The 22172-nt window shown below is 70.2% G+C and carries 22 protein-coding genes; 8 read left to right on the top strand and 14 right to left on the bottom strand.

Translation table 11 applies throughout. The features are described 5' to 3' along the window. Positions 1-229 precede the first annotated feature (229 nt). Positions 230-2164, top strand: a complete 1935-nt coding sequence (gene pknB / locus OO69_RS32435; protein ID WP_033284434.1) for a Stk1 family PASTA domain-containing Ser/Thr kinase — start codon at positions 230-232, stop codon at positions 2162-2164. 34 nt (positions 2165-2198) lie between these two features. After that, positions 2199-3113, top strand: coding sequence for a deoxyribonuclease IV (locus tag OO69_RS32430; protein ID WP_033284433.1), 915 nt, complete (start codon positions 2199-2201; stop codon positions 3111-3113). Between the two features lie 30 nt (positions 3114-3143). Here the strand turns inward: OO69_RS32430 and OO69_RS32425 are convergent, their stop codons facing one another. Continuing rightward, positions 3144-3758 (bottom strand): sulfite oxidase-like oxidoreductase, encoded by a 615-nt coding sequence (locus tag OO69_RS32425; RefSeq protein WP_033284432.1) that lies wholly within the window; start codon positions 3756-3758, stop codon positions 3144-3146. 158 nt (positions 3759-3916) lie between these two features. Here OO69_RS32425 and bfr point away from each other — a divergent pair, with 158 nt between their 5' ends. Then, positions 3917-4393, top strand: coding sequence for a bacterioferritin (gene bfr, locus OO69_RS32420; protein ID WP_019062355.1), 477 nt, complete (start codon positions 3917-3919; stop codon positions 4391-4393). A gap of 9 nt (positions 4394-4402) precedes the next feature. Here the strand turns inward: bfr and OO69_RS32415 are convergent, their stop codons facing one another. Together OO69_RS32415 and OO69_RS32410 are read right to left on the bottom strand one after the other, a co-directional pair. Next, positions 4403-4645 (bottom strand): (2Fe-2S)-binding protein, encoded by a 243-nt coding sequence (locus OO69_RS32415; RefSeq protein WP_199811075.1) that lies wholly within the window; start codon positions 4643-4645, stop codon positions 4403-4405. Between the two features lie 135 nt (positions 4646-4780). Next, complete coding sequence (locus tag OO69_RS32410) at positions 4781-6136, bottom strand: class II 3-deoxy-7-phosphoheptulonate synthase (RefSeq protein ID WP_033284430.1); 1356 nt, start codon at positions 6134-6136, stop codon at positions 4781-4783. 63 nt (positions 6137-6199) lie between these two features. On the opposite strand from OO69_RS32410, the gene OO69_RS53955 reads away from it, so the two are divergent. After that, positions 6200-6289: a trp operon leader peptide gene (locus OO69_RS53955; protein ID WP_078652660.1), complete on the top strand. Its 90-nt coding sequence runs from the start codon at positions 6200-6202 to the stop codon at positions 6287-6289. A 96-nt stretch (positions 6290-6385) separates the two neighbouring features. After that, positions 6386-8266 (top strand): anthranilate synthase family protein, encoded by a 1881-nt coding sequence (locus OO69_RS32405; protein ID WP_033284429.1) that lies wholly within the window; start codon positions 6386-6388, stop codon positions 8264-8266. Here the strand turns inward: OO69_RS32405 and OO69_RS32400 are convergent. The 5 genes from OO69_RS32400 to OO69_RS32380 all read right to left on the bottom strand — a co-directional run bounded on the left by OO69_RS32400 (position 8218) and on the right by OO69_RS32380 (position 13123). After that, entirely contained in the window at positions 8218-9213 is a 996-nt protein-coding gene (locus OO69_RS32400) for a 2-hydroxyacid dehydrogenase (RefSeq protein WP_033284428.1), read from the bottom strand. The two genes, OO69_RS32405 and OO69_RS32400, sit on opposite strands and share 49 nt — an antisense overlap. An 87-nt stretch (positions 9214-9300) precedes the next feature. Continuing rightward, entirely contained in the window at positions 9301-10329 is a 1029-nt protein-coding gene (locus tag OO69_RS32395; RefSeq protein WP_033284427.1) for a 6-phosphofructokinase, read from the bottom strand. A gap of 120 nt (positions 10330-10449) precedes the next feature. Beyond that, a complete protein-coding gene (locus OO69_RS32390) occupies positions 10450-11127 on the bottom strand; it encodes a response regulator (RefSeq protein ID WP_033284426.1) in 678 nt (225 codons plus the stop codon). Beyond that, entirely contained in the window at positions 11124-12344 is a 1221-nt protein-coding gene (macS, locus tag OO69_RS32385; protein WP_033284425.1) for a MacS family sensor histidine kinase, read from the bottom strand. The genes OO69_RS32390 and macS overlap by 4 nt, the downstream gene beginning before the upstream one ends. 32 nt (positions 12345-12376) lie before the next feature. Next, positions 12377-13123, bottom strand: coding sequence for a lysophospholipid acyltransferase family protein (locus OO69_RS32380; protein WP_033284513.1), 747 nt, complete (start codon positions 13121-13123; stop codon positions 12377-12379). Positions 13124-13315: 192 nt separating this feature from the next. Here OO69_RS32380 and OO69_RS32375 point away from each other — a divergent pair, with 192 nt between their 5' ends. Continuing rightward, complete coding sequence (locus OO69_RS32375; protein ID WP_033284424.1) at positions 13316-14128, top strand: alpha/beta hydrolase; 813 nt, start codon at positions 13316-13318, stop codon at positions 14126-14128. Continuing rightward, positions 14121-14726 carry a hypothetical protein gene (locus OO69_RS32370; RefSeq protein ID WP_033284423.1) on the top strand — a complete coding sequence of 202 codons (606 nt, stop codon included), beginning with the start codon at positions 14121-14123 and terminating at the stop codon, positions 14724-14726. Before OO69_RS32375 ends, OO69_RS32370 begins: the two co-directional genes overlap by 8 nt. On the opposite strand, the gene OO69_RS32365 is transcribed toward OO69_RS32370, so the two are convergent. From OO69_RS32365 to OO69_RS32340, 6 genes are all read right to left on the bottom strand, one after another. Next, a complete protein-coding gene (locus OO69_RS32365) occupies positions 14723-15469 on the bottom strand; it encodes an endonuclease/exonuclease/phosphatase family protein (RefSeq protein ID WP_033284422.1) in 747 nt (248 codons plus the stop codon). The genes OO69_RS32370 and OO69_RS32365 overlap by 4 nt on opposite strands. 247 nt (positions 15470-15716) lie before the next feature. Continuing rightward, a complete protein-coding gene (locus tag OO69_RS32360; RefSeq protein ID WP_033284421.1) occupies positions 15717-16670 on the bottom strand; it encodes an ROK family glucokinase in 954 nt (317 codons plus the stop codon). Between the two features lie 148 nt (positions 16671-16818). Further along, the gene (locus OO69_RS32355; protein WP_033284420.1) at positions 16819-17316 is read right to left on the bottom strand and encodes a DUF5304 domain-containing protein; all 498 of its coding nucleotides are present in this window, start codon (positions 17314-17316) and stop codon (positions 16819-16821) included. 81 nt (positions 17317-17397) lie between these two features. Further along, positions 17398-18567, bottom strand: a complete 1170-nt coding sequence (locus tag OO69_RS32350) for an ArsA family ATPase (RefSeq protein WP_033284419.1) — start codon at positions 18565-18567, stop codon at positions 17398-17400. 117 nt (positions 18568-18684) lie between these two features. Further along, on the bottom strand, positions 18685-19128 hold the full coding sequence (locus OO69_RS32345) for an SRPBCC family protein (RefSeq protein WP_033284418.1): 444 nt from the start codon (positions 19126-19128) through the stop codon (positions 18685-18687). 147 nt (positions 19129-19275) lie between these two features. After that, positions 19276-20031, bottom strand: coding sequence for a metallophosphoesterase family protein (locus OO69_RS32340; protein ID WP_033284512.1), 756 nt, complete (start codon positions 20029-20031; stop codon positions 19276-19278). A gap of 338 nt (positions 20032-20369) precedes the next feature. Between OO69_RS32340 and OO69_RS32335 the strand changes: the two genes are divergently transcribed. Further along, positions 20370-22166, top strand: a complete 1797-nt coding sequence (locus OO69_RS32335) for an AMP-dependent synthetase/ligase (RefSeq protein WP_033284417.1) — start codon at positions 20370-20372, stop codon at positions 22164-22166. Positions 22167-22172: the final 6 nt, after the last annotated feature.

Here is a 22172-nt window from a genome sequence, read left to right as displayed (position 1 = left end):
ACCGCACTTCCGTTGCGTCTCCCACCCGCGCACCACCCGTTTACGGTCGGCCAAGAAGTGGACGTTTCCCGTGGGGCCTTCTCGCCGTCGGCGACTGCCAGTACATGGCTGGTCGCCGGACCCGGACACCCGCCCCACCATGAGGTATCCGTCACAGCTCAGCTGCAGTACCGCCTCGAAACCGGGCGAAAAGGCCGTGCTTTCAGCCTTGGCTCGTACACTCACCTGCGTGGATACGACCCTTCATGACCCTCTCGTCGGGCAGTTGCTCGACGGCCGGTATCGCGTCGACGCGCGGATCGCCGTCGGCGGGATGGCCACGGTCTACCGGGCCGTGGACACCCGCCTGGACCGGGTTCTCGCGCTCAAGGTGATGCACCCGACGCTGGCGGCCGACGCCCACTTCGTGGACCGGTTCATCCGCGAGGCGAAGTCCGTGGCGCGACTGGCGCACCCGAACGTGGTGCAGGTCTTCGACCAGGGCGCCGACCGGTCGTACGTCTATCTGGCGATGGAGTACGTCGCCGGCTGCACCCTGCGGGACGTGCTGCGCGAGCGCGGGGCGCTGCAGCCGCGGGCCGCCCTCGACATCCTGGAGCCGGTGCTGGCCGCGCTCGGTGCCGCGCACCGGGCCGGGTTCGTGCACCGGGACATGAAGCCGGAGAACGTGCTCATAGGGGACGACGGCCGGGTCAAGGTCGCCGACTTCGGGCTTGTCAGGTCCGTGGACACGGTGACCAGCACCACGGGGTCCGTGCTCGGCACGGTGTCGTATCTCGCGCCGGAGCAGATCGAGGGCACCACCGCCGACCCCCGGGTCGACGTGTACGCGTGCGGTGTCGTCCTCTACGAGATGCTCACCGGCCAGAAGCCGCACGACGGGGACTCGGCCGCGATCGTGCTCTACAAGCACCTGCACGAGGACGTCCCGCCGCCCTCGGCGCTCGTGCCGGGGCTGGCGTACGAGCTGGACGAGCTGGTCGCCACCGCCACCGCGCGCACCCCGGACCTGCGGCCGTACGACGCGGTCGCACTGTTCGGTCTGGTCCGCGAGGCGCGTGCGCGGCTGAGCACCGAGCAGCTGGACGCGGTGCCGCCGCAGGCGCTGACCTCGGAGTATCCCAACGCCGAGAACCGTACGAGTGTGATCCCGCGCTCGCTGACCGTGCCGCGTCCGCTGCCGGTCAACGAGGACGACGAGCCCGGTGACCGGTTCAACCGGACCAGCCGCTTCGAGAGCGGGCCGCCGCTGCCGCCCCGGCGGCGCGAGACGCGGCGGCCCCGGCGCGGGCTGCTGGCGGTCGTCGCCGCCCTGCTGCTGATCGTCGGGGTCGGGGCGGGGGTCTGGTACATCAACTCCGGGCAGTTCACCAAGGTCCCGCCGCTGCTGGCGAAGACCGAGGCGCAGGCGAAGGAGCGGCTCAAGGAGGCCGGTCTCGACGTCAAGAAGGTCGACCACGCCTACAGCGACACCGTGAAGCGCGGCACGGTCATCAGCACCGACCCGGAGTCCGGCGCCCGCATCCGGGACAACGACTCGGTCGCCCTCACCGTCTCGGACGGCCCGGAGACCGTGAAGGTCCCCGACCTGACGGGCACCCGCCTGGCCAAGGCGCAGACCCTGCTGAAGCAGGACGGGCTGGCGGCCGGCATGGTCACCAGGGAGTTCAGCGACGACGTCCCCAAGGGCTTCGTGATCAGCACGGACCCGGAGGCGGGTACCGAGCGCCACGCGGGCTCCGCGATAGCCCTGACCGTCAGCAAGGGCAGCGCGGTCGACGTGCCCGACGTCACCGGCGAGAGCCTGGACGACGCGAAGTCGGACCTCCAGGAGGCCGGTCTCACCGTGAAGGTGTCCGACACCGAGATCACCTCGGAGTACGACGCGGGCCAGGTCGCCCAGCAGACCCCGGCCGGCGACGGCCAGGCCGCCGAGGGCGACACGGTGACGCTGACGCTGTCCAAGGGCCGGGAGATGGTCGAGGTCCCGAGCGTGGTCGGCGCGAGCGTGGATGCCGCGACGAAGCTCCTCGAGCAGTCCGGCTTCGAGGTCAAGGAGGACCGCGGCCTGCTCGGCCTGTTCGGCGACACCGTGAAGAAGCAGTCCGTGGACGCGGGCGAACAGGCCCCCAAGGGGTCGACGATCACGATCACCATCCGGTGACGGGGGCGGCACGCGCGCGTGACACCCTGGACGCGTGAGCAGCGAGTCCCCTTCCAGCGCCCCCGGATCCTCTTCCAGCGCCCCCGCGTTCCCCTCCCGCAACCCGGTCGGCGGCCACGTCCCGGTCGCCGGCGGCCTGCACTCCGTAGGGCTGTCCTACGCCCGTGAGCTGGCCGCCGAGACCGTGCAGGTCTTCGTCGCCAACCCGCGCGGCTGGGCCACCCCGGTCGGGAACCCGCGCCAGGACGAGGAGTTCCACGCGGCCTGCGAGGCCGATTCGATCCCGGCGTACGTGCACGCCCCGTACCTGATCAACTTCGGCTCGCACACCGAGGCCACCGTGGAGAAGTCCGTCGATTCGCTACGGCACTCGCTGCGGCGCGGGCGGGAGATCGGCGCGCTCGGTGTCGTCGTGCACACCGGGAGCGCGACGGGTGGGCGGGAGCGGTCGGTGGCGCTGGCCCAGGTGCGGGAGCATCTGCTGCCGCTGCTGGACGAGTTGACGCACGACGACGACCCGTTCCTGCTGCTGGAGTCGACGGCCGGCCAGGGTTCCTCGCTGTGTTCGCGGACCTGGGACTTCGGGCCGTACTTCGAGGCGCTGGACGCCCATCCGAAGCTGGGCGTATGCCTGGACACGTGCCACATCTTCGCCGCCGGGCACGACCTGACCGGCCCGAGCGGTATGCACCAGACCCTCGACCTGCTGGTGGACACGGTCGGCGAGGGACGGCTGAAGCTGATCCACGCCAACGACTCCAAGGACGTCGTCGGCGCCCACAAGGACCGGCACGAGAACATCGGCTCCGGTCATATCGGCGAGGACCCGTTCCGCGCCCTGATGACCCACCCGGCGACCGCGGGCGTACCGCTGATCATCGAGACGCCCGGCGGCAAGGAGGGGCACGCGGCGGACGTGGAGCGGCTGAAGAAGCTCAGGGACGCGTAGCCCCCGGAGGGCTCACGGTCTCGAAGGGGCTCACAGTTCGGGTCCCTCGCCGGGGCCCTCCTGGTACGAGTACCGCTGCTCCTGCCAGGGATCCCCCACGTTGTGGTACCCCCGCTCCTCCCAGAACCCCCGCCGGTCCGCCGTCATGTACTCGACGCCCCGGACCCACTTCGGGCCCTTCCAGGCGTACAGGTGGGGGACGACCAGGCGGAGCGGGAAGCCGTGTTCCGCGGTGAGGAGTTCGCCGTCCTTGTGGGTGGCGAAGATGGTGCCGTCGGCGGCGAAGTCGGCGAGGCGGAGGTTGGCGCTGAAGCCGTACTCCGCCCAGACCATGACGTGCGTGACCGTCGGTGCCGGCGGGGCGGTGTCCAGGATCGTGCGGGCGGGGATGCCGCCCCATTCGGCGCCGAGCATGCTGAACTTCGTGACGCAGTGCAGATCGGCGACTACGGAGTCGTAGGGCAGGGCCGTGAACTCGTCGTGGTTCCAGCAGTGCTTGTCGCCGTCCGCCGTGGCGCCGAAGACCCTGAACTCCCAGCGCTCGGGGCGGAACTTGGGCACCGGGCCGTAGTGCGTGACCGGCCAGCCGCGCTGGAGCCGCTGGCCCGGCGGAAGCTCGGACTGTTCGACCCCTCTCTGACCCATGACTCCATCCTGACAGACCGGGGGCGGTGCACATGACCGGCTCTGGGCGGATTCGGGCAACTCCTACTAAGCATGCACTTACTGGACGACGTCTTCGCGCCGGTGCAATCATGCGGCGCAACCCGCCAGTTCCCCCGTTTTTGGAAGGAGCCTCTGCGATGCAGGGCGACCCCGAGGTCCTCGAGTTCCTGAACGAGCAGCTCACCGGTGAGCTGACCGCGATCAACCAGTACTGGCTGCACTACCGCATCCAGGACAACAACGGCTGGACCAAGCTCGCCAAGTACACGCGTGAAGAATCCATCGACGAGATGAAGCACGCGGACAAGATCACCGAGCGCATCCTGATGCTCGACGGTCTGCCGAACTACCAGCGGCTGTTCCACGTCCGGGTCGGGCAGACGGTCACCGAGATGTTCCAGGCGGACCGGCAGGTGGAGGTCGAGGCGATCGACCGCCTCAAGCGCGGGATCGAGGTGATGCGCACGAAGGGCGACATCACGTCGGCCAACATCTTCGAGGACATCCTCGAGGACGAGGAGCACCACATCGACTACCTCGACACGCAGCTCCAGCTGATCGAGCAGCTCGGCGAGGCGCTCTACATCGCGCAGCAGATCGAGCAGCCCAGCTAGGGTCCGCCCCTAAGCGGCTTCGTCCAGTTCGGCCGGTTCGGCCAGTTCGGCGAAGACCGGCGCGCCCTCTTCCGCGAGATCGCGGCGCGGGCAGCTGCCGCGGCCGAGGATCGCCTGGATCCGGCGGACGCACGAACCGCAGTCGGTACCGGCCTTGCAGGCGGAGGCGATCTGGCGGGGCGTGCAGGCACCCCCACCCGCGTGCTGCTGGACCTGCGCCTCGGTCACCTGGAAGCAGCTGCAGACGTACACGCGGATTCACCTCCCGCCGGAACTTGATAAGGCCAACCTAACCTTACCCGGCCCGCAGGTGCCGCAAAAGTGCTGTGGGGCGGGGATCGTATGTGATCCCCGCCCCACGGCACACTGCTGTAACAGGTGAAACGGTTACTGGTCCCTGTACATCTCGGCGACGAGGAAGGCCAGGTCAAGCGACTGGCTGCGGTTGAGGCGCGGGTCGCAGGCCGTCTCGTAGCGCTGGTGGAGGTCGTCGACGAAGATCTCGTCGCCGCCGCCCACGCACTCGGTGACATCGTCGCCCGTGAGCTCGACGTGGATGCCGCCCGGGTGGGTGCCGAGGCCCTTGTGGACCTCGAAGAAGCCCTTCACCTCGTCGAGCACGTCGTCGAAGCGGCGGGTCTTGTGACCGGAGGCCGCCTCGTACGTGTTGCCGTGCATCGGGTCGGTGATCCAGGCGACGGTCGCGCCGGACGCGGTGACCTTCTCGACCAGCTCGGGCAGCTTGTCGCGGACCTTGTCCGCGCCCATCCGCACGATGAAGGTGAGCCGGCCGGGCTCGCGGTCCGGGTCGAGGCGCTCGATGTACTGCAGCGCGTCCTCGGCGGTCGTCGTCGGGCCGAGCTTGATGCCGATCGGGTTGCGGATCTGGGAGGCGAACTCGATGTGCGCGCCGTCCAGTTGGCGGGTGCGCTCGCCGATCCACACCATGTGCCCGGAGACGTCGTAGAGCCGGCCGGTGCGCGAGTCGACCCGGGTCAGGGCCGACTCGTAGTCCAGCAGGAGCGCCTCGTGCGAGGAGTAGAACTCGACGGTCTTGAACTCCTCCGGGTCCGTGCCGCAGGCCCGCATGAAGTTCAGCGCGCTGTCGATCTCGCGCGCGAGCTGCTCGTAGCGCTGGCCGGACGGGGACGACTTCACGAAGTCCTGGTTCCAGGCGTGCACCTGGCGCAGGTCGGCGTAGCCGCCGGTGGTGAAGGCGCGGACCAGGTTGAGCGTGGAGGCGGACGCGTTGTACATCCGCTTCAGGCGCTCGGGGTCCGGGATACGGGACTTCTCGTCGAAGGCGAAGCCGTTGACCGAGTCGCCGCGGTACGTCGGCAGGGTCACGCCGTCACGGGTCTCGGTGCCCTTGGAGCGCGGCTTCGAGTACTGGCCGGCGATGCGGCCGACCTTCACGACCGGCACGGAGGCCGCGTACGTGAGGACGGCGCCCATCTGGAGCAGGGTCTTCAGTTTGGCGCGGATCTGGTCGGCGCCGACGGCGTCGAAGGACTCGGCGCAGTCGCCGCCCTGAAGGAGGAACGCCTCCCCCTTGGCGACGGCCGCCAGACGGGCACGCAGCTGGTCACACTCACCGGCGAAGACCAGCGGAGGATACGACTCCAGCTCGGCAATCACCTTGCGCAGAGCCTCGGAGTCGGGGTAATCAGGCTGCTGCGCCGCGGGCAGGTCGCGCCAGGTCGCCTGAGCGGCGACGGCTTGGGAATCAGCGTTCACGGTCACTCAGTAAACATTACGGGGTCGTGTCGAGTCGTTTTCCTGCGGCTCGACAGGTGAGACGCCCCGATGCTCACCTGTGCGTGGGGTAGGGTGCGCTCCATGTTCGCGCACTCGACCCGTAACTGGTGGTGGACCGCTCATCCGGCGGCCCACTGACTGCGCGTACTCCCAGTACTCCGCGAAGGCCGCCCGAGGGGCGGCCTTCGGTGTGTCCGGGGTCCGTTCCTCTCCACGAGAAGGAACAGAGGACCCATGCATCTGGACGACCTGCTCAGCGATCCCCGCCCGTTCGCCCTGCTGCGCCGTCGCACCCCGGGCCACGACCAGGACGTGATCGAGGTCATGCGCGGCCCGGTCGCCTCCTACGACCGCCTCGCCGACCTCCCCGACGAGGGCCTGGCCCTGATCCCCTTCCGCCAGATCCGCGAGCGCGGCTTCGACGTCCGCGACGACGGCACCCCGCTGACCTTCCTCACGCCCGAGGAGTCGTACGAGATCCCGCTCGCCGACGCGCTGGCCCAGCTGCCCGCGCACGACGTCCGGGTCGAGGGCGGTGGCTTCGACGTCGACGACGAGGCCTACGGCGAGATCGTCGGGCGGGTGCTGCGGGAGGAGATCGGGCGGGGCGAGGGCGCCAACTTCGTCATCCGGCGGACGTACGAGGGCGAGATCCCGGGGTACGGCAGGGCCGAGGCGCTGGCGCTGTTCCGGCGGCTGCTGGTCGGGGAGCGGGGCGCGTACTGGACGTTCGTCGTGCACACCGGGGAGCGGACGCTCGTGGGCGCGAGCCCTGAGGTGCACGTCCGGATGTCGGGCGGGACCGTCGTCATGAACCCGATCAGCGGGACGTACCGCTATCCCGCCGAGGGGCCGACGCCCGAGCATCTGCTGGATTTCCTGGCTGACGGCAAGGAGATCGAGGAGCTGTCGATGGTCGTCGACGAGGAGCTCAAGATGATGTGCACGGTCGGCGACATCGGCGGGGTCGTGATCGGGCCTCGGCTGAAGGAGATGGCCCATCTCGCGCACACCGAGTACGAGTTGCGCGGCCGGTCCTCGCTGGACGTGCGCGAGGTGCTGAAGGAGACGATGTTCGCGGCGACCGTCACCGGGTCGCCGGTGCAGAACGCCTGCCGGGTCATCGAGCGGCACGAGGTCGGCGGGCGCGGCTACTACGCCGGTGCGCTCGCGCTGATCGGCCGTGACTCCGGGGGCGCCCAGACCCTCGACTCCCCCATCCTCATCCGCACCGCCGACATCGACCCGGGCGGGCGGCTGCGGGTGCCGGTCGGCGCCACCCTGGTCCGCGGTTCGGACCCGGCGAGCGAGGTAGCGGAGACCCACGCGAAGGCGGCGGGGGTGCTGGCGGCTCTGGGCGTACGACCGTCCCGGCCGCGGGACGAGAGCACGCGGCCCCGGCTGGCCGACGACCCACGCGTGCGTGCCGCGCTCGACGGGCGCCGGTCCTCGCTCGCCCCGTTCTGGCTGCGGATGCAGGAGCGGTCCGAGGAGCTGACCGGGCACGCGCTGGTCGTCGACGGGGAGGACACCTTCACGGCGATGCTCGCGCACGTGCTGCGGTCGAGCGGCCTCGAGGTGACCGTGCGGCGGTACGACGAGGAGGGGCTTCGGGAGGCGGTGCTCGCGCACGAGGGGCCCGTGGTGCTGGGCCCCGGGCCGGGTGACCCCTCCGACTCGGCCGACCCGAAGATGCGGTTCCTGCGCGCGCTGACCGCCGAGGTCCTCCGGGCGAACCGGCACGGTGTCCTCGGCGTCTGCCTCGGCCACGAGCTGATCGCTGCGGAGCTGGGCCTGGAGATCGTACGGAAGGAGGTTCCGTACCAGGGGGCGCAGACGGTGATCGATCTGTTCGGGCGGGCGGAGACCGTCGGGTTCTACAACAGCTTCGTGGCCCGGTGTGACGAGGAGGCCGCCGCTGAACTGGCCACCCATGGTGTGGAGTTGAGCCTGAGCGGGTCGGGCGAGCTGCATGCGCTGCGCGGACCGGGGTTCGCCGGTGTCCAGTTCCACCCGGAGTCGGTGCTGACGCTCAACGGGGCTGCTGTCGTACGGGAGTTGGTGGGTCAGCTGCGCGGGACGAGCACGTTCTCCGAGCGACGGCCCTCCGTGTAGTCGAGGACGTTTTGGACGGTGGCCTCGATGATCTGGCCGACGGCGTCCTCGGTGTAGTACGCCTGGTGGGAGGTGACCAGGACGTTCGGGAAGGTGACCAGGCGGGCCAGGGTGTCGTCGTCGACGGCCTCCAGGGACTTGTCGAGGAAGAACAGGCCCGCCTCCGCCTCGTAGACGTCCAGGCCCACGCCGGTGAAGCGGCCCTCGCGGAGTTCGGCGACGAGGGCCGCGGTGTCGATCAGGCCGCCGCGGCTGGAATTGACGAGGATCGCGTCGTCCTTCATCAGCTTCAGGGCGTCCGCGTCGATGAGCCGCTGGGTGGCCGGCATCAGCGGGACGTGCAGGGTGACGAGGTCGGACTCGGCGAGGAGCTGGTCCTTCGGGACGTAGGTCATGCCGAGTTCCACGCAGGCCGGGTTCTCGGTGACGTCCCAGCCGAGCAGGCGCATGCCGAAGCCGTGGGCGATCCGGGTGAACGCCTCGCCGATCTTGCCGGTGCCGAGGACGCCGACCGTGCGGCCGCGCAGGTCGCGGCCCATCAGGCCGTCGAGGCGGAAGTCGAAGTCGCGGGTGCGGGTGGCCGCGCGGACGATACGGCGGTTGACCGCCATCGCGAGGGTCCAGGCGAACTCGGCGACGGAGTACGGGGAGTAGGAGGAGACGCGGGCGACCGTGAGGCCGAGGCGTTCGGCGACGTCGAGGTCGATGTTGTTGAAGCCGGTGGAGCGCTGGGCGATGAGCTGGGTGCCGCCGGCGGCGAGGGTCTGGAGGACGCGGGGGTTCAGGTCCGCGTTGACGCTCGTGGAGATGATCTCGTGGCCTGCGGCGATCGGGGCGGTGTCCTCGTCGAGGAAGACGCTCAGGCAGTGGATGCCGTGGTGGCCGGCGAAGGCGCGCTCGATCAGCGGCTTCTCGTCGGCCTGGACACCGAAGGCAAGGATCTCCACGAGCGCTCCCGTTCTGTGGGGTTATGGGCCGAATATAAGGCTCATAACCCCACAGTGCCGGTCCAGCCGATGCGACCGGTTCAGGGTTCAGCCGAAGAAGACGCCGACCTCCTCGTACAGCTTCGGGTCGACGGTCTTCAGCTGGGCCGTGGCCTCCGCGATCGGTACGCGGACGATGTCCGTGCCGCGCAGGGCGACCATCTTGCCGAAGTCGCCGTCGCGCACGGCCTCGATGGCGTGCAGGCCGAAACGGGTGGCGAGCCAGCGGTCGAACGCGCTCGGGGTGCCCCCGCGCTGGATGTGCCCGAGGACGGTGGTGCGGGCCTCCTTGCCGGTCCGCTTCTCCAGTTCCTTTGCCAGCCACTCGCCCACCCCGGACAGCCGGACGTGCCCGAAGGAGTCGAGCGTCCCGTCCTTCAGCACGACATCGCCGTCCTTGGGCATGGCCCCCTCCGCGACGACCACGATCGGGGCGTACGACGCCTTGAAGCGGGACGTGATCCAGGCACACACCTGGTCGACGTCGAAGCGCTGCTCGGGGATGAGGATGACGTTCGCGCCGCCCGCGAGGCCGGAGTGGATGGCGATCCAGCCGGTGTGGCGGCCCATGACCTCGCAGACCAGGATGCGCATGTGCGACTCGGCGGTGGTGTGCAGCCGGTCGATCGCCTCGGTGGCGATGCCGACGGCGGTGTCGAAGCCGAAGGTGTAGTCGGTGGCGGACAGGTCGTTGTCGATGGTCTTCGGTACGCCGACGCAGGGCACGCCACTCTCGTCCCAGAGCCGCGCGGCCACGCCGAGGGTGTCCTCGCCGCCGATCACGATGAGCGCGTCGACCTCCTGCGCGGCGAGGTTGGCCTTGATGCGCTGGATGCCGTTCTCCAGCTTGAGCGGGTTGGTGCGGGAGGAGCCGAGGATGGTGCCGCCGCGGGGCAGGATGCCGCGCACCGCGGGAATGTCGAGCCGGACGGTGTCGCCTTCGAGCGGGCCTCGCCAGCCGTCCCGGTAGCCGACGAAGTCATAGCCGTACTCCTGTACGCCCTTGCGGACGATGCCCCGGATGACGGCGTTGAGTCCGGGGCAGTCGCCGCCTCCGGTCAGTACTCCGACGCGCATGGAAATATCCCTTCGCCGCGGTTTCCTGTGACAGCCACGCTAATGGTGATCCAGGTCACAGAGGGATGGGCGGGAAGGTCAATTCGGCTGAATTATGGGGGAGTTGATCTACCGGTCTGGCTACGCGTCGTCGAGACCGCGCTCTATGGCGTACCGGACCAGCTCCACCCGGTTGTGCAACTGCAGCTTGCCCAGGGTGTTCTGGACGTGGTTCTGGACCGTGCGGTGCGAGATGACGAGACGCTCGGCGATCTGCTTGTAGCTCAGGCCCTTGGCGACCAGGCGGAGCACTTCGGTCTCGCGGTCGGTGAGTTGGGGTGCCTTGGGCTGGTCGCCGTCGATGGCCGGTGCCGGATCGGAGGCCAGGCGGCGGTACTCGCCGAGGACCAGTCCGGCGAGCCCGGGTGTGAACACCGGGTCGCCGACCGCGGTCCGCCGCACCGCGTCCAACAGCTCTTCCGTGGAAGCCGACTTGAGCAGATAACCGGTCGCCCCCGACTTCACCGCCTCCAGCACGTCGGCGTGCTCGCCGCTCGCGGAGAGGACCAGGACGCGCAACGCCGGGTTGGCGCCGACGAGTTCCTTGCAGACCTGGACGCCGGGCATCGCCGGCAGGTTCAGGTCGAGGACGAGGACGTCCGGGGCGGCAGCCTTGGCCCGGCGTACCGCCTGCTCGCCGTCACCGGCGGTGGCGACCACGTCGAAGCCGGACTCGGCCAGGTCGCGGGCGACGGCGTCGCGCCACATCGGGTGGTCGTCCACCACCATGACCCTGATCGGGCCCTGCTGCTCACTCATCGTGTCCCCGCCTTCCCCCGCGCTTTCGGTACCTTCAGCTCAACTTCCGTGCCCTGCCCGGGAATCGACACCAGTTCGGCGCTCCCCCCGAGGTCCCGCAACCGCCCCCGGATCGACAGCGCGACCCCGAGCCGCCCCTCCCCCTCAGCCTGCGCGAGCCGCCCCTCGGGAATCCCGGGCCCGTCGTCCCGCACGGTCACCACGACCTCCCGGGGCTCGTCCTCGACCAGGATCCAAGCCCGGGCATCCTCCCCCGCATGCCTGCGCACATTGTCCAGCGCGGCCCCGACAGCGGCGGCCAGCTCCTTCGCCGCGGGCGCGGGCAAGGGCACCGGAGCCCCCGGCTCGGCAAAACTCACCTTGGCCGCGGCATACGGCGCGAGCAGCGCCCGCAGATCGACCGGCCCGTCGTCGGGTTCTTCGACTTCTACTTCTACGGCCCTCACGACCGCGCCCTCCGCCGCGTCCAGCGACACCCGGGACACGGGCACCAGGGCGCCGGAGACCAGGGTGCGCAGCGCGATCTCCTGCTCGCCCGCCATCCTGCCCAGCTCGCCCGCCTCGCCGCCGAGGACGGCACCGCGCCGCTGGACCATCGCCAGCACCTGGAGGACGCCGTCGTGGATGTCGCGGGCGAGGCGCTCCCGTTCCCGGGTGGTGGCCTCGATCTCCAGGGCGCGGGCGAGGGTGCGCTCGGAGGCGCGGGCGACCTCGACGACGTAGCCGATGGCGATGGAGGCGACCCAGACGAGGACCACGTTGTGGACGGTGTCGCGGGCCGGGGAGCCGCGCTCGATCAGGTTGGCGGCGGCGACCGGGGTGGAGGCGAAGGCGGCCCAGCGCCAGCCGCCCTTGATGGCGTAGGCGAGGACCGAGCCCGCGGTCCATATCGACGGGAGGGTGGGGCCGCCGCTGGAGATGTGGTGGTCGTCGGCCGCGAGCGGGGTGAGGACGATGCCGGTCAGCGCGATCGCGAGGTCGACGGCGAGGAAGCGCTTGGTGCACGCGACCGCGCTCTGCACCCGGGGCAGGGTGGCGAGCGTCCAGACGAACAGGACGACGTAGAAGGCGATGGCGATGCCGGGGCGGTCGAACTCGTCGTAGGCGGAGGCGAACAGCCCGATCGCGTACAGCATGGTCAGCACGCGGTAGCCGCTCAGGGCGCGCCAGAGCGGCTGCTCCACGGACATCCTGACGACACGTACCTGCTTGGCCATCTCCCCCACCCCCGACACAGACTCCGGCCCGCCTAGGGGCTGGTCTGTTCCTTCTCCGTCTGCGCGAGCGCGGCCTTGGCCGCCTTGTCCGCTTCCTTGTCGGCCTTCGCCGCCTCCGCGATCTGCCGCTTGGCGGCGGTCGCGTAGATGTCGACGTACTCCTGGCCGGAGAGCTTCATGATCTCGTACATGACCTCGTCGGTCACCGCGCGGAGGACGAAGCGGTCGTGCTCCATGCCGTTGTACCGGCTGAAGTCGAGCGGCTTGCCGATCCGGATGCCGGGGCGCATCAGCTTCGGCATCACCTTCCCCGGCGGCTGGATCTTCTCCGTGTCGATCATCGCGACCGGGATCACCGGGGCGCCGCTGGCGAGCGCCACGCGCGCGAGGCCGCCGGGCTTGCCCCGGTAGAGGCGGCCGTCCGGGGAGCGCGTGCCCTCCGGATAGATACCGAACAGTTCACCGCGCTCCAGGACGTCGATCCCGGCCTTGATCGCGGCCTCGCCCGCCCCGCGCGCACCGGAGCGGTCCACCGGAAGCTGGCCCGCGCCCTTGAAGAACGCGGCCGTGAGCTTGCCCTTCACCCCGGGGGTCGTGAAGTACTCGGCCTTCGCGATGAAGGTGACCTTGCGGTCCAGCACCGCGGGCAGGAAGAACGAGTCCGAGAACGAGAGGTGATTGCTCGCCAGAATGGCGGCCCCCTCGTCCGGAATGTTCTCCAGGCCCTCCACCCAGGGTCGGAAGGCGACCTTCAGCGGTCCCCCGATGGCGACCTTCATCGTGCCGTACAACAAGCGAGTGCCTCCCGTATCCGTCGATCAGACCTTAACCCGGAGCACTGTCAAAGGACCCGACGACCCTGGTCGGTGTCAGTGCGGTCGCGTACGGTTAACCGCACCTGGACTTGTTCAGACCCCTCTCATGAACACGCGTCTCACCACCACGCCCTTCTCATGAACAGGAGACCGAAGGTGCCGGTCCTCCCCGGAGCCGAGCCGTACCGCCACGAGGGCGGGGAGGTCGGAGTGCTCCTCTGCCACGGCTTCACCGGTTCCCCGCAGTCGCTGCGCCCCTGGGCGGAGCATCTGGCCGAGCGCGGCCTCACCGTGTCGCTGCCGCTGCTGCCCGGGCACGGCACGCGCTGGGAGGACATGCAGCTCACCGGCTGGCAGGACTGGTACGCGGAGGTGGACCGCGAGCTGCGCGCCCTGCGCGAGCGCTGCTCGCAGGTCTTCGTCGCGGGCCTGTCCATGGGCGGCGCGCTGGCCCTGCGGCTGGCCGCGAAGCACGGTGACGAGATCAGCGGTGTCGTGGTCGTCAACCCCGGCATCAAGGTGCACGGCCTCGCGGCGTACGCCCTTCCGGTGGCCCGCCATCTGGTGCGTACGGCGCCGGGTATCGCCAGCGACATCGCGAAGGAGGGCAGCGAGGAGGTCGGGTACGACAAGGTGCCGCTGCACTCCGCGCACTCCCTGCGTATTTTCTTCCGGCTGGTCGACAGCGAGCTTCCGCAGGTCACCCAGCCGCTCCTGCTGCTGCACAGCCCGCAGGACCATGTGGTTCCGCCGGCCGACTCGGCTCGTGTGCTCAGCCGGGTTTCCTCGGCCGACGTGACGGAGATCCTGCTGGAACAGAGCTACCACGTCGCGACGTTGGACCACGACGCGGACCGGATTTTCGAGGAGAGCTTCGCGTTCATCGGCCGGCTCGCACCCAGTGTCGGCAAGCAGGCGTCCGACACGGGCCGGGTGAGCGAGCAGGAAGGGACGGCCACAGGTGGCTGAGCACGACTCCGACCGCGAGGGCCTCGAACCGGACGAGCAGGGCGTCCCGTTCGACGAGGAGGCCGCGTGGGCCGCGATCGTCGCCGGGTACGGCGACGAGCCCAAGGATCCGCCGGGCGCCAAGCCGTTCAAGTCGATCGAGGATCTCGCGCTGCTCGATCCCGAGAAGAACGACGAGCGGCCGAAGGCCAAGGAGCCGGACAAGGACACCGGCAAGGACAAGGCCGCGGAGGAGCCGCCCGCGCCCGCCAAGCCGCTGGGCAGCTCGGTCTCCTTCGCGCCCGGTGTCGGCGGACCCCGTGACTACACCTCGCCCGACTCCTCCGAGGAGGACTTCGACGAGGACGACGAGGGCCACTTCGTACCGCCGGAGCCGCCGCCGCTGCCTGATGCCGATACGACGGCCAAGTTCGCCTGGCTCGGGGTGGTCGGCGGCCCGATCCTGCTGCTGCTGGCGGTGCTGCTCAGCTGGGACATGACCTGGTGGCTGGCGACCATCGGGATCGGCGGGTTCCTGGGCGGGTTCGGCACGTTGGTGATGCGGATGCGGACGGACGAGGAGGACGGGGACGACCCCGGACGCGGGGCCGTCGTCTAGCTCGCGGGGATTCTGAGGGCGGCCAGCACCGGGAAGTGGTCGGTGGCCGCCCTCAAGTCCGTCTCCGTGACTCCCGGTTGGGCCGAGGGCACCCCGCAGCCCAGCACCTCGATGCCGTGCGTGGCGAAGATCGCGTCGATGCGCTGGAAGGGGTTACCGGGGGTCCAGGTGTGCTCGTCGCCCCAGGGCGCGGTGGCCCAGCAGTCCTGGAGTTCCTTGGCCAGGCGGCCGAAAGTCCGGCCGTCGGGGCGGTCGTTGAGGTCGCCGCCCGCGATCACGTGGTCCACGCCCATGCCGGCCAGCCGGTCGAGCAGCATGCCGGCCTGTTCGTAGCGCTCGTCCTGGTGGAGGCTGAGGTGACAGCTGAGGACGCCCAGGCGGACGCCGCCGATCCGTACGACCGCGGTGGCGAAACCGCGGCGGTGCTGGCCGGGGGTCAGGGGCAGGAGTACGTCCTCCGTGCGCTCGACCGTGGCCCGGAGTGAGCACAGCAGGGCCGGGCCGGCCGCGGTGCCTCCGCCGGAGAGGACGACCAGGTCTGAGGCCGAGGCCAGGCGGGCCAGCTTTTTGCGCCAGCGGAAGAAGAGGGGGGCCTCTTGGATCAGGACGAGGTCCGGAGCGCAGGCCTTGATGACGCGGGCCAGGGCGGCTGTGTCGTCGCGCATCGAGCGGATGTTGTAGCTCAGGACGCGGATGACTGCCGAACCGTCGGGTTCGGTGCGGGAGTTGGGGAGCGGCGCCATGTGGATCAATCTACGCCTGACCGATCGGGGCGCGAGGTACGTGGGCGACTGCCAGTAGTACGTGGCTGGTCGCGCAGTTCCCCGCGCCCCTGAAAGCGGTAGCTCGCGGCGCTTCTAAGAGCACGAACTCCCCGCGCCCCTAAAAGCGAAAAGCAGAAGCGGGGCGCGAGGTTCGTGGGCGGCTGCCGGTGGTGCGTGGCTGGTCGCGCAGTTCCTCGCGCCCCTGAGGTGGGCAGCGTCGTGCGTGTTACATGATCGGGTCCGGTTCCCTTGCCAGGTCCGCTGCGCCGACCATGCCCGCCTTGTTGCCTAGCTGGGCCGCGATCACGTCGGCGACCGGGCGCCAGTTGCCGCCTACCAGCCAGCGTTTGTAGGACTTGCGGATCGGGTCGAGGACCAGTTCGCCCTCGTCCGAGAGACCGCCGCCGACGATGAAGGCGGAGGGGTCGAAGAGGGAGGCGAGGTCGGCGAGGCCCGCGCCGGCCCAGCGGGCCAACTCGCGGTAGGAGTCGACGGCCACCGGGTCGCCCTGCCGGGCGGCCATGGAGATGTGCTTGCCCTCGATGCCCTCGGGGGTGCCGTCGCCGAGCGAGAGGAGCACCTCCGCGGACTCGGGGGTCGCGTTCGCGCGCTGCTTGGCGTAGCGCACGAGCGCGCGGCCCGACGCGTACTGCTCCCAGCAGCCCTGTGAGCCGCAGCCGCACAGCAGGCCGTCCGGCACCATGCGGATGTGGCCGAACTCGGCGGCCACCCCGAAGTGCCCGCGGCGCAGCTTGTTGCCGATGATGATGCCGCCGCCGAGGCCGGTGCCGAGCGTGATGCAGATGACGTTGCGGTGGCCCTTGCCGGCGCCGAACTTGTACTCGCCCCAGGCCGCGGCGTTCGCGTCGTTCTCCACGACGACGGGGAGGCCCACGCGGGCCTCGACCTTCTCCTTCAGCGGCTCCTGGCGCCAGTCGATGTTCGGCGCGAAGTAGACCGTGGAGCGCTGACGGTTGACGTATCCGGCGGCACCGATGCCCACGCCGACGATCTCGTGCCCGGCGCGCGCCCCGTCGACCGCGGCGGCGATGGCGTCCACGATGCCCTCGGCCGTGCCCGGGGTCGGCACCTTGTGGGTCGAGAGGATGTTGCCTTCCTCGTCGACCACCCCGGCCGCGATCTTGGTGCCGCCGATATCGACGCCGATGGTGAGTCCCATGAATCCCTCAGTTTCGGTCGAGCCCCGCTACGGCCCACCGTACCCGAGGGGCTGCCGTCGGAATCGCGGCGTTCGCCCGTAGGACGGCCCGACGACAACGCCTGGCCGCCGGGCGGACGCGAATCCGGCGGCGGGCCCTCAGGGGCTTCTAGTCCAGGTCGATGCGCTCCCCCGGACCGGAGTCGTCTCCCCGGTCGCGGCGGTCGTTCTTCAGGTCCTTCAGCTCGCTGTCCCGGGCCGTCCAGCGCTGCTCCTGGGCCTGGACCGCGGAGCGGTACGCGGCGAGGAGTTCGTTGCCGGCCGCCGCGAGGTGGTCGAAGACGTCCGGGTTGCGTTCGATGACGGGCTCGACGGCGGCCTTGGCCTGCTGGACGACCTGCTTCACCACCTGCTGGGCGGCCGGTCCCGCGACCTGGCCGAGCAACGGGGACTGGAGGCCGGACAGCTTGTCCGCGACGGTGTCGACGAGCTTGCGCAGTTCCTCGGCGGCCGAGACCGGCGGCTGGCCGTACTGGGTGCGGCGGCGGGCCTTCTCCGCCGCGAGGTCTTCGGCGGCCGCCGTCGCCCAGGCGTCGGCGTCGGTCGCCCGCACCTCGTCGAGCGCCTCGTCCTTGCGGGCGTCGGACGGGGGGAGCTCTTCGCTCATGACGGACTCCTGACTACGGTTCGTCTCTACGACGTTACCCGAATGGGCGTACGTGCTTCACGGCTCCGCACCCACCAATACTCACCTTCCCTGCGGCCACAGGTCAGGGTCCGGGGCGAACCGGATGCGCAGTTCGCCCTCGCGCAGGGCCGCGCCGGCCACCGTGCAGCGGCGCAGGGCCGACGGCAGCGGCACGATCCGGCGGAACCGGCCGACGGTGACGACGAGTTCGTCGCCGCGCCGGACCAGGTCCAGCTCGTCCCGTATCGCGCCGGGCAGCGGGATGCCCCAGACCAGCACACCGTCCTCGGCCAGCCGGTCGGTCACCGGCCACTCGACCGCGGAACCGGCCGCGTCGACACCGGGCACGGCGAGCGCGGTGAGGTCGTCGGTGCCGCGGGGGTCGTGGCCGAGGTGCGGGACGTGCCGGACGTCGTACGTCCCCTGCCACTCGTCCAGGGTCTTGCGCTGCTGGGCGTTGAGGCCGGCCAGCCAGGTGTCCTCGACGGACTCGGGCAGCACCCGGTTGGCGACCAGCACGTCGGGGCGCAGGCCGCGCAGGGCGAGCGCGAGCCCGGCCGCGCGGACGGCTTCGGCGCCGGCCGGTCCTGGCTCGGCCACCAGTCGTACGGAGGTGTGGCGGTCGGCGAGGACGGCTTCCACGGCGGCCAGTTCCACGTCCCAGCGGCCGGCCGTGTCGTAGAGCCACTCGGACGGCATCGGGACGCCGGCGAGGCGGCCGAGGACCGGGCGAAGGGCGCGGGCCGCTTGCCGCTCGGCCGGGAGGAGGCGGCGGAGGTAGCGGCGGAGTTCCTCGGGGAGGGCGAGGAGCGCGAGCGCGTGGGGGGTCGGCGGGAGGTCCACGACGAGGAGGTCGTAGGCCTCGGACAGGGCCGCGTCCCTGAGGGCTCGGAGGAGGGCCAGTTCCTCGGCGCCTGGGAGGGGGGTCAGTTCTTCCGCGTCCAGGCGGGCCGCGCCCAGGAGTTCGAGGGCGGTGGAGGCGCGGTCCTGGAAGGCGGTGAGGTCGGCGCGGAAGGACTCCGTGGCGTCGGGGCGCCATGCCGTGAGGTTCTCGGCGGCTTCCACGGGGGCCGCTCCCGTCACCACGCCCAGGGCGGCGCCTAGGGTGTCGCCGCGGTCGGCACCGAGGAGCAGTGTCCGGGTGCCGGTGCCTGCGGCGGCTTGTGCGGTGGCTGCGGCGATGGTGCTGCGGCCGCTGCCGCCTGGGCCGGTGATCAGGATGGTACGCATATGAGTGAACGGTAGTCGCTGCGTGGGGGTTGGGCGCCGTTGCCGGGGGCTCCGCCCCCGGACCCCCGTCGGCCCTGAAGGGGCCTCGTCCTCAAACGCCGGACGGGCTGACCGCTCTTACTGCTCCCCGGACTCCACGCGCTTCTTCAACCCCGCCAGCGCCCGGTCGATGATGACCTTCTCGGCCTTGCGCTTGATCATGCCCAGCATGGGGATCTTGACGTCCACCGTGAGGAGGTAGGTGACCTCCGTGGCGCCCGCGCCCGACGGCTTGAGCAGGTAGGAGCCGTCCAGGGAGCGCAGCATCTGGGACTTGACGAGGGTCCAGGAGACCTCGTTGTCGCCGGTCCAGGTGTACGCGAGGACCTGGTCGTCCTTGATCGCGCCGGCGTCCATGACGAGGCGGACCTCTTGGGCGCGGCCGCGCTCGTCGGTCTTGAGGACGTCCGCCTCCTTCACCTCGCCGGTCCAGTCCGGGTAGCGGGCGAAGTCGGCGATCACTTCCATCACTTCGGCCGGTGCCGCCTCGATCGTGATGCTCGAACTGGTGTGTTCCGCCATCGCTGTGGCTCCTCCAGATGCGGACCGGCAGGGCGTCGTCGTCGTGCGCGTGTGCGTGCAGCGTGAAGGCTACCTCCCCGCCAACCCCCTTACCGCACCCCCTACCTGCGGACATCAGGAGGAAGTCAGGATGAGGTCAGGGGGAGGTCACCACTCCAGTACCCACGGCTTGCCGCTGCTCGCGAAGTGCCCCACGTTCACACACTCGGTGGCCCCGATCCGCATCCTGCGCACCAACGGCTGGTGAACGTGCCCGAACAGTGAATAGCGGGGCCTGGTGCGGCGGATGGCGTCCAGGAGGGCACGGCTGCCGCGTTCGAAACGGCGCGCGACGGTGTCGTAGACCAGCTCGGGGACCTCGGGCGGGATGTGCGTGCACAGGACGTCGACCTCGCCGACCGCCTCGATCTTCGCCGCGTACTCCTCGTCGCTGATCTCGTACGGGGTGCGCATGGGGGTGCGCAGGCCGCCGCCGACGAAGCCGAAGGTGCGGCCCCCGATCTCCACGCGTTCGCCGTCGAGGACCGTCGTTCCGGGGGCGGCGTACTCGGGCCACAGGGTCGGCATGTCGACGTTGCCGTAGGTGGCGTACGTCGGGGTGGGGAAGGCGGCGAACATCTCGGCGTACTGTTTGCGGACCGCCTTCTCGATCAGGGCCGCTCGGTCGCCGCCGACGCCGGACCAGAGGCGGGCGCCCAGTTCTCGGGCCTCCTCGAAGCGGCGAGCGGTGCGCAGCTCGACCAGACGGTCGGCGTTCTCCTCGCCGAACAGTTCGGGGAAGATCCCGCGCGCGTGGTCGGCGTAGTCGAGGAAGAGGACGAGGTCGCCCAGGCAGATCAGGGCGTCGGCACCCTCGGCGGATCTGGCCAGGTCACGGGCGTTGCCGTGCACGTCGCTGACCACGTGGATGCGCGTCCCGGAGTTACCGGCCGGTGTGGGTGCCATGACGATCAAGCGTAGGCGTGTGCGGCAAACGTGAACAGTGGCGGCGGACCTTGCGGTTACTGGCCAGTTAAGAAAGGCGTGGACTACTGTGCGCGAGGAAACACCAATCTGTGTGACGCAGCGAACATCTCGCCGGACCCCCCTGTCGTAGGACCCATACCGGCGGGTAACGTCCGGGCAGTCCAGTCGTGCTCAGGATTTCAATCATCCGGTCCTGACGCACCTGCCCGAGCCTTGGACCGGACCGTCGCATCACACAACGTCGTGGCGCCGGCGCCCTATGAGGAGCAGCAGTCTTGCGCGAGTTCAGCCTTCCGGCTTTGTACGAGGTCCCTGCGGACGGCAATCTGACCGACATCGTCCGCAGAAACGCCGCGCAGCACCCAGATGTCGCCGTGATCGCCCGCAAGGCGAACGGCGGCTGGCAGGACGTGACCGCCACGGTCTTCCTCGCCGAGGTGCACGCCGCCGCCAAGGGGCTCATCGCCTCCGGCGTCCAGCCCGGCGACCGGGTCGGCCTGATGTCCCGCACGCGGTACGAGTGGACGCTGCTCGACTTCGCGATCTGGTGCGCGGGCGCGATCACCGTGCCGGTGTACGAGACCAGCTCGCCGGAGCAGGTGCAGTGGATCCTGAGCGACTCGGGCGCCACCGCCGTCATCGTCGAGCAGGACGGGCACGCGGCCACCGTCGAGTCGGTGCGGGCGCAGCTGCCCGCGCTCAAGCACGTCTGGCAGATCGACGCCGGCGCGATCGACGAGCTGGACCGCGCGGGCAAGGACGTCACCGACGCGACCGTCGAGGAGCGCAGCTCGCTGGCGAAGGCCGACGACCCGGCGACCATCGTGTACACGAGTGGCACCACCGGGCGGCCCAAGGGCTGTGTGCTCACCCACCGCAGCTTCTTCGCGGAGTGCGGCAACATCGTGGAGCGGCTGCGCCCGCTGTTCCGCACCGGCGAGTGCTCGGTGCTGCTGTTCCTGCCGCTCGCGCACGTCTTCGGGCGGCTGGTGCAGATCGCGCCGATGATGGCGCCGATCAAGCTGGGCCTGGTCCCGGACATCAAGAACCTCACCGATGAACTCGCCTCGTTCCGGCCGACGTTGATCCTCGGTGTGCCGCGCGTCTTCGAGAAGGTCTACAACTCGGCGCGGGCCAAGGCGCAGGCGGACGGCAAGGGCAAGATCTTCGACAAGGCGGCCGACACCGCGATCGCGTACAGCCGCGCGCTGGACACGCCGTCGGGTCCGTCCCTCGGGCTGAAGATCAAGTACAAGACCTTCGACAAGCTCGTCTACAGCAAGCTGCGCGCGGTGCTCGGCGGCAAGGGCGAGTACGCGATCTCCGGCGGCGCCCCGCTGGGCGAGCGGCTCGGGCACTTCTTCCGGGGCATCGGCTTCACGGTCCTGGAGGGCTACGGCCTGACCGAGTCCTGCGCGGCCACCGCGTTCAACCCCTGGGACCGCACGAAGATCGGCACGGTCGGCCAGCCGCTGCCCGGCTCGGTCGTGCGCATCGCGGACGACGGCGAGGTGCTGCTGCACGGCGAGCACCTGTTCAAGGGCTACTGGAACAACGAGGCGGCTACGGCCGAGGCGCTCGCCGACGGCTGGTTCCACACCGGCGACATCGGCACCCTCGACGAGGACGGCTACCTCAGCATCACGGGCCGCAAGAAGGAGATCATCGTCACCGCGGGCGGCAAGAACGTCGCCCCGGCCGTGATCGAGGACCGCATCCGCGCGCACGCGCTGGTCGCGGAGTGCATGGTCGTCGGCGACGGGCGGCCCTTCGTGGGCGCGCTGATCACGGTCGACGACGAGTTCCTGGGCCGGTGGGCCGCCGAGCACGGCAAACCGGCGGGTTCCACCGCGGCGTCGCTGCGTGACGACCCGGATCTGGTGCGGGCGATCCAGGACGCGGTCGACGACGGCAACGCCGCGGTGTCGAAGGCGGAATCGGTGCGGAAGTTCCGCATTCTGTCCTCCCAGTTCACGGAGGAGTCGGGCCACCTGACGCCGTCCCTGAAGCTCAAGCGCAATGTGGTGGCGAAGGACTACGCGGACGAGATCGAGGCCATCTACCAGAAGTAGCGGGCC

Origin of the sequence: Streptomyces sp. NRRL F-525, assembly GCF_000716605.1 — a bacterium.
Lineage (GTDB): Bacteria > Actinomycetota > Actinomycetes > Streptomycetales > Streptomycetaceae > Streptomyces.
This window is presented reverse-complemented; position numbering and strand designations above follow the sequence as displayed.

Coding starts and splice junctions, on each gene's coding strand:
- OO69_RS32425 (WP_033284432.1), bottom strand. CDS start 3,758: ATGGGTCAGAGAGGGGTCGAACAGTCCGAGCTTCCGCCGGGCCAGCGG.
- bfr (WP_019062355.1), top strand. CDS start 3,917: ATGCAGGGCGACCCCGAGGTCCTCGAGTTCCTGAACGAGCAGCTCACC.
- OO69_RS53955 (WP_078652660.1), top strand. CDS start 6,200: ATGCTCACCTGTGCGTGGGGTAGGGTGCGCTCCATGTTCGCGCACTCG.
- OO69_RS32405 (WP_033284429.1), top strand. CDS start 6,386: ATGCATCTGGACGACCTGCTCAGCGATCCCCGCCCGTTCGCCCTGCTG.
- OO69_RS32395 (WP_033284427.1), bottom strand. CDS start 10,329: ATGCGCGTCGGAGTACTGACCGGAGGCGGCGACTGCCCCGGACTCAAC.
- OO69_RS32390 (WP_033284426.1), bottom strand. CDS start 11,127: ATGAGTGAGCAGCAGGGCCCGATCAGGGTCATGGTGGTGGACGACCAC.
- macS (WP_033284425.1), bottom strand. CDS start 12,344: ATGGCCAAGCAGGTACGTGTCGTCAGGATGTCCGTGGAGCAGCCGCTC.
- OO69_RS32380 (WP_033284513.1), bottom strand. CDS start 13,123: ATGAAGGTCGCCATCGGGGGACCGCTGAAGGTCGCCTTCCGACCCTGG.
- OO69_RS32365 (WP_033284422.1), bottom strand. CDS start 15,469: ATGGCGCCGCTCCCCAACTCCCGCACCGAACCCGACGGTTCGGCAGTC.
- OO69_RS32360 (WP_033284421.1), bottom strand. CDS start 16,670: ATGGGACTCACCATCGGCGTCGATATCGGCGGCACCAAGATCGCGGCC.
- OO69_RS32355 (WP_033284420.1), bottom strand. CDS start 17,316: ATGAGCGAAGAGCTCCCCCCGTCCGACGCCCGCAAGGACGAGGCGCTC.
- OO69_RS32350 (WP_033284419.1), bottom strand. CDS start 18,567: ATGCGTACCATCCTGATCACCGGCCCAGGCGGCAGCGGCCGCAGCACC.
- OO69_RS32345 (WP_033284418.1), bottom strand. CDS start 19,128: ATGGCGGAACACACCAGTTCGAGCATCACGATCGAGGCGGCACCGGCC.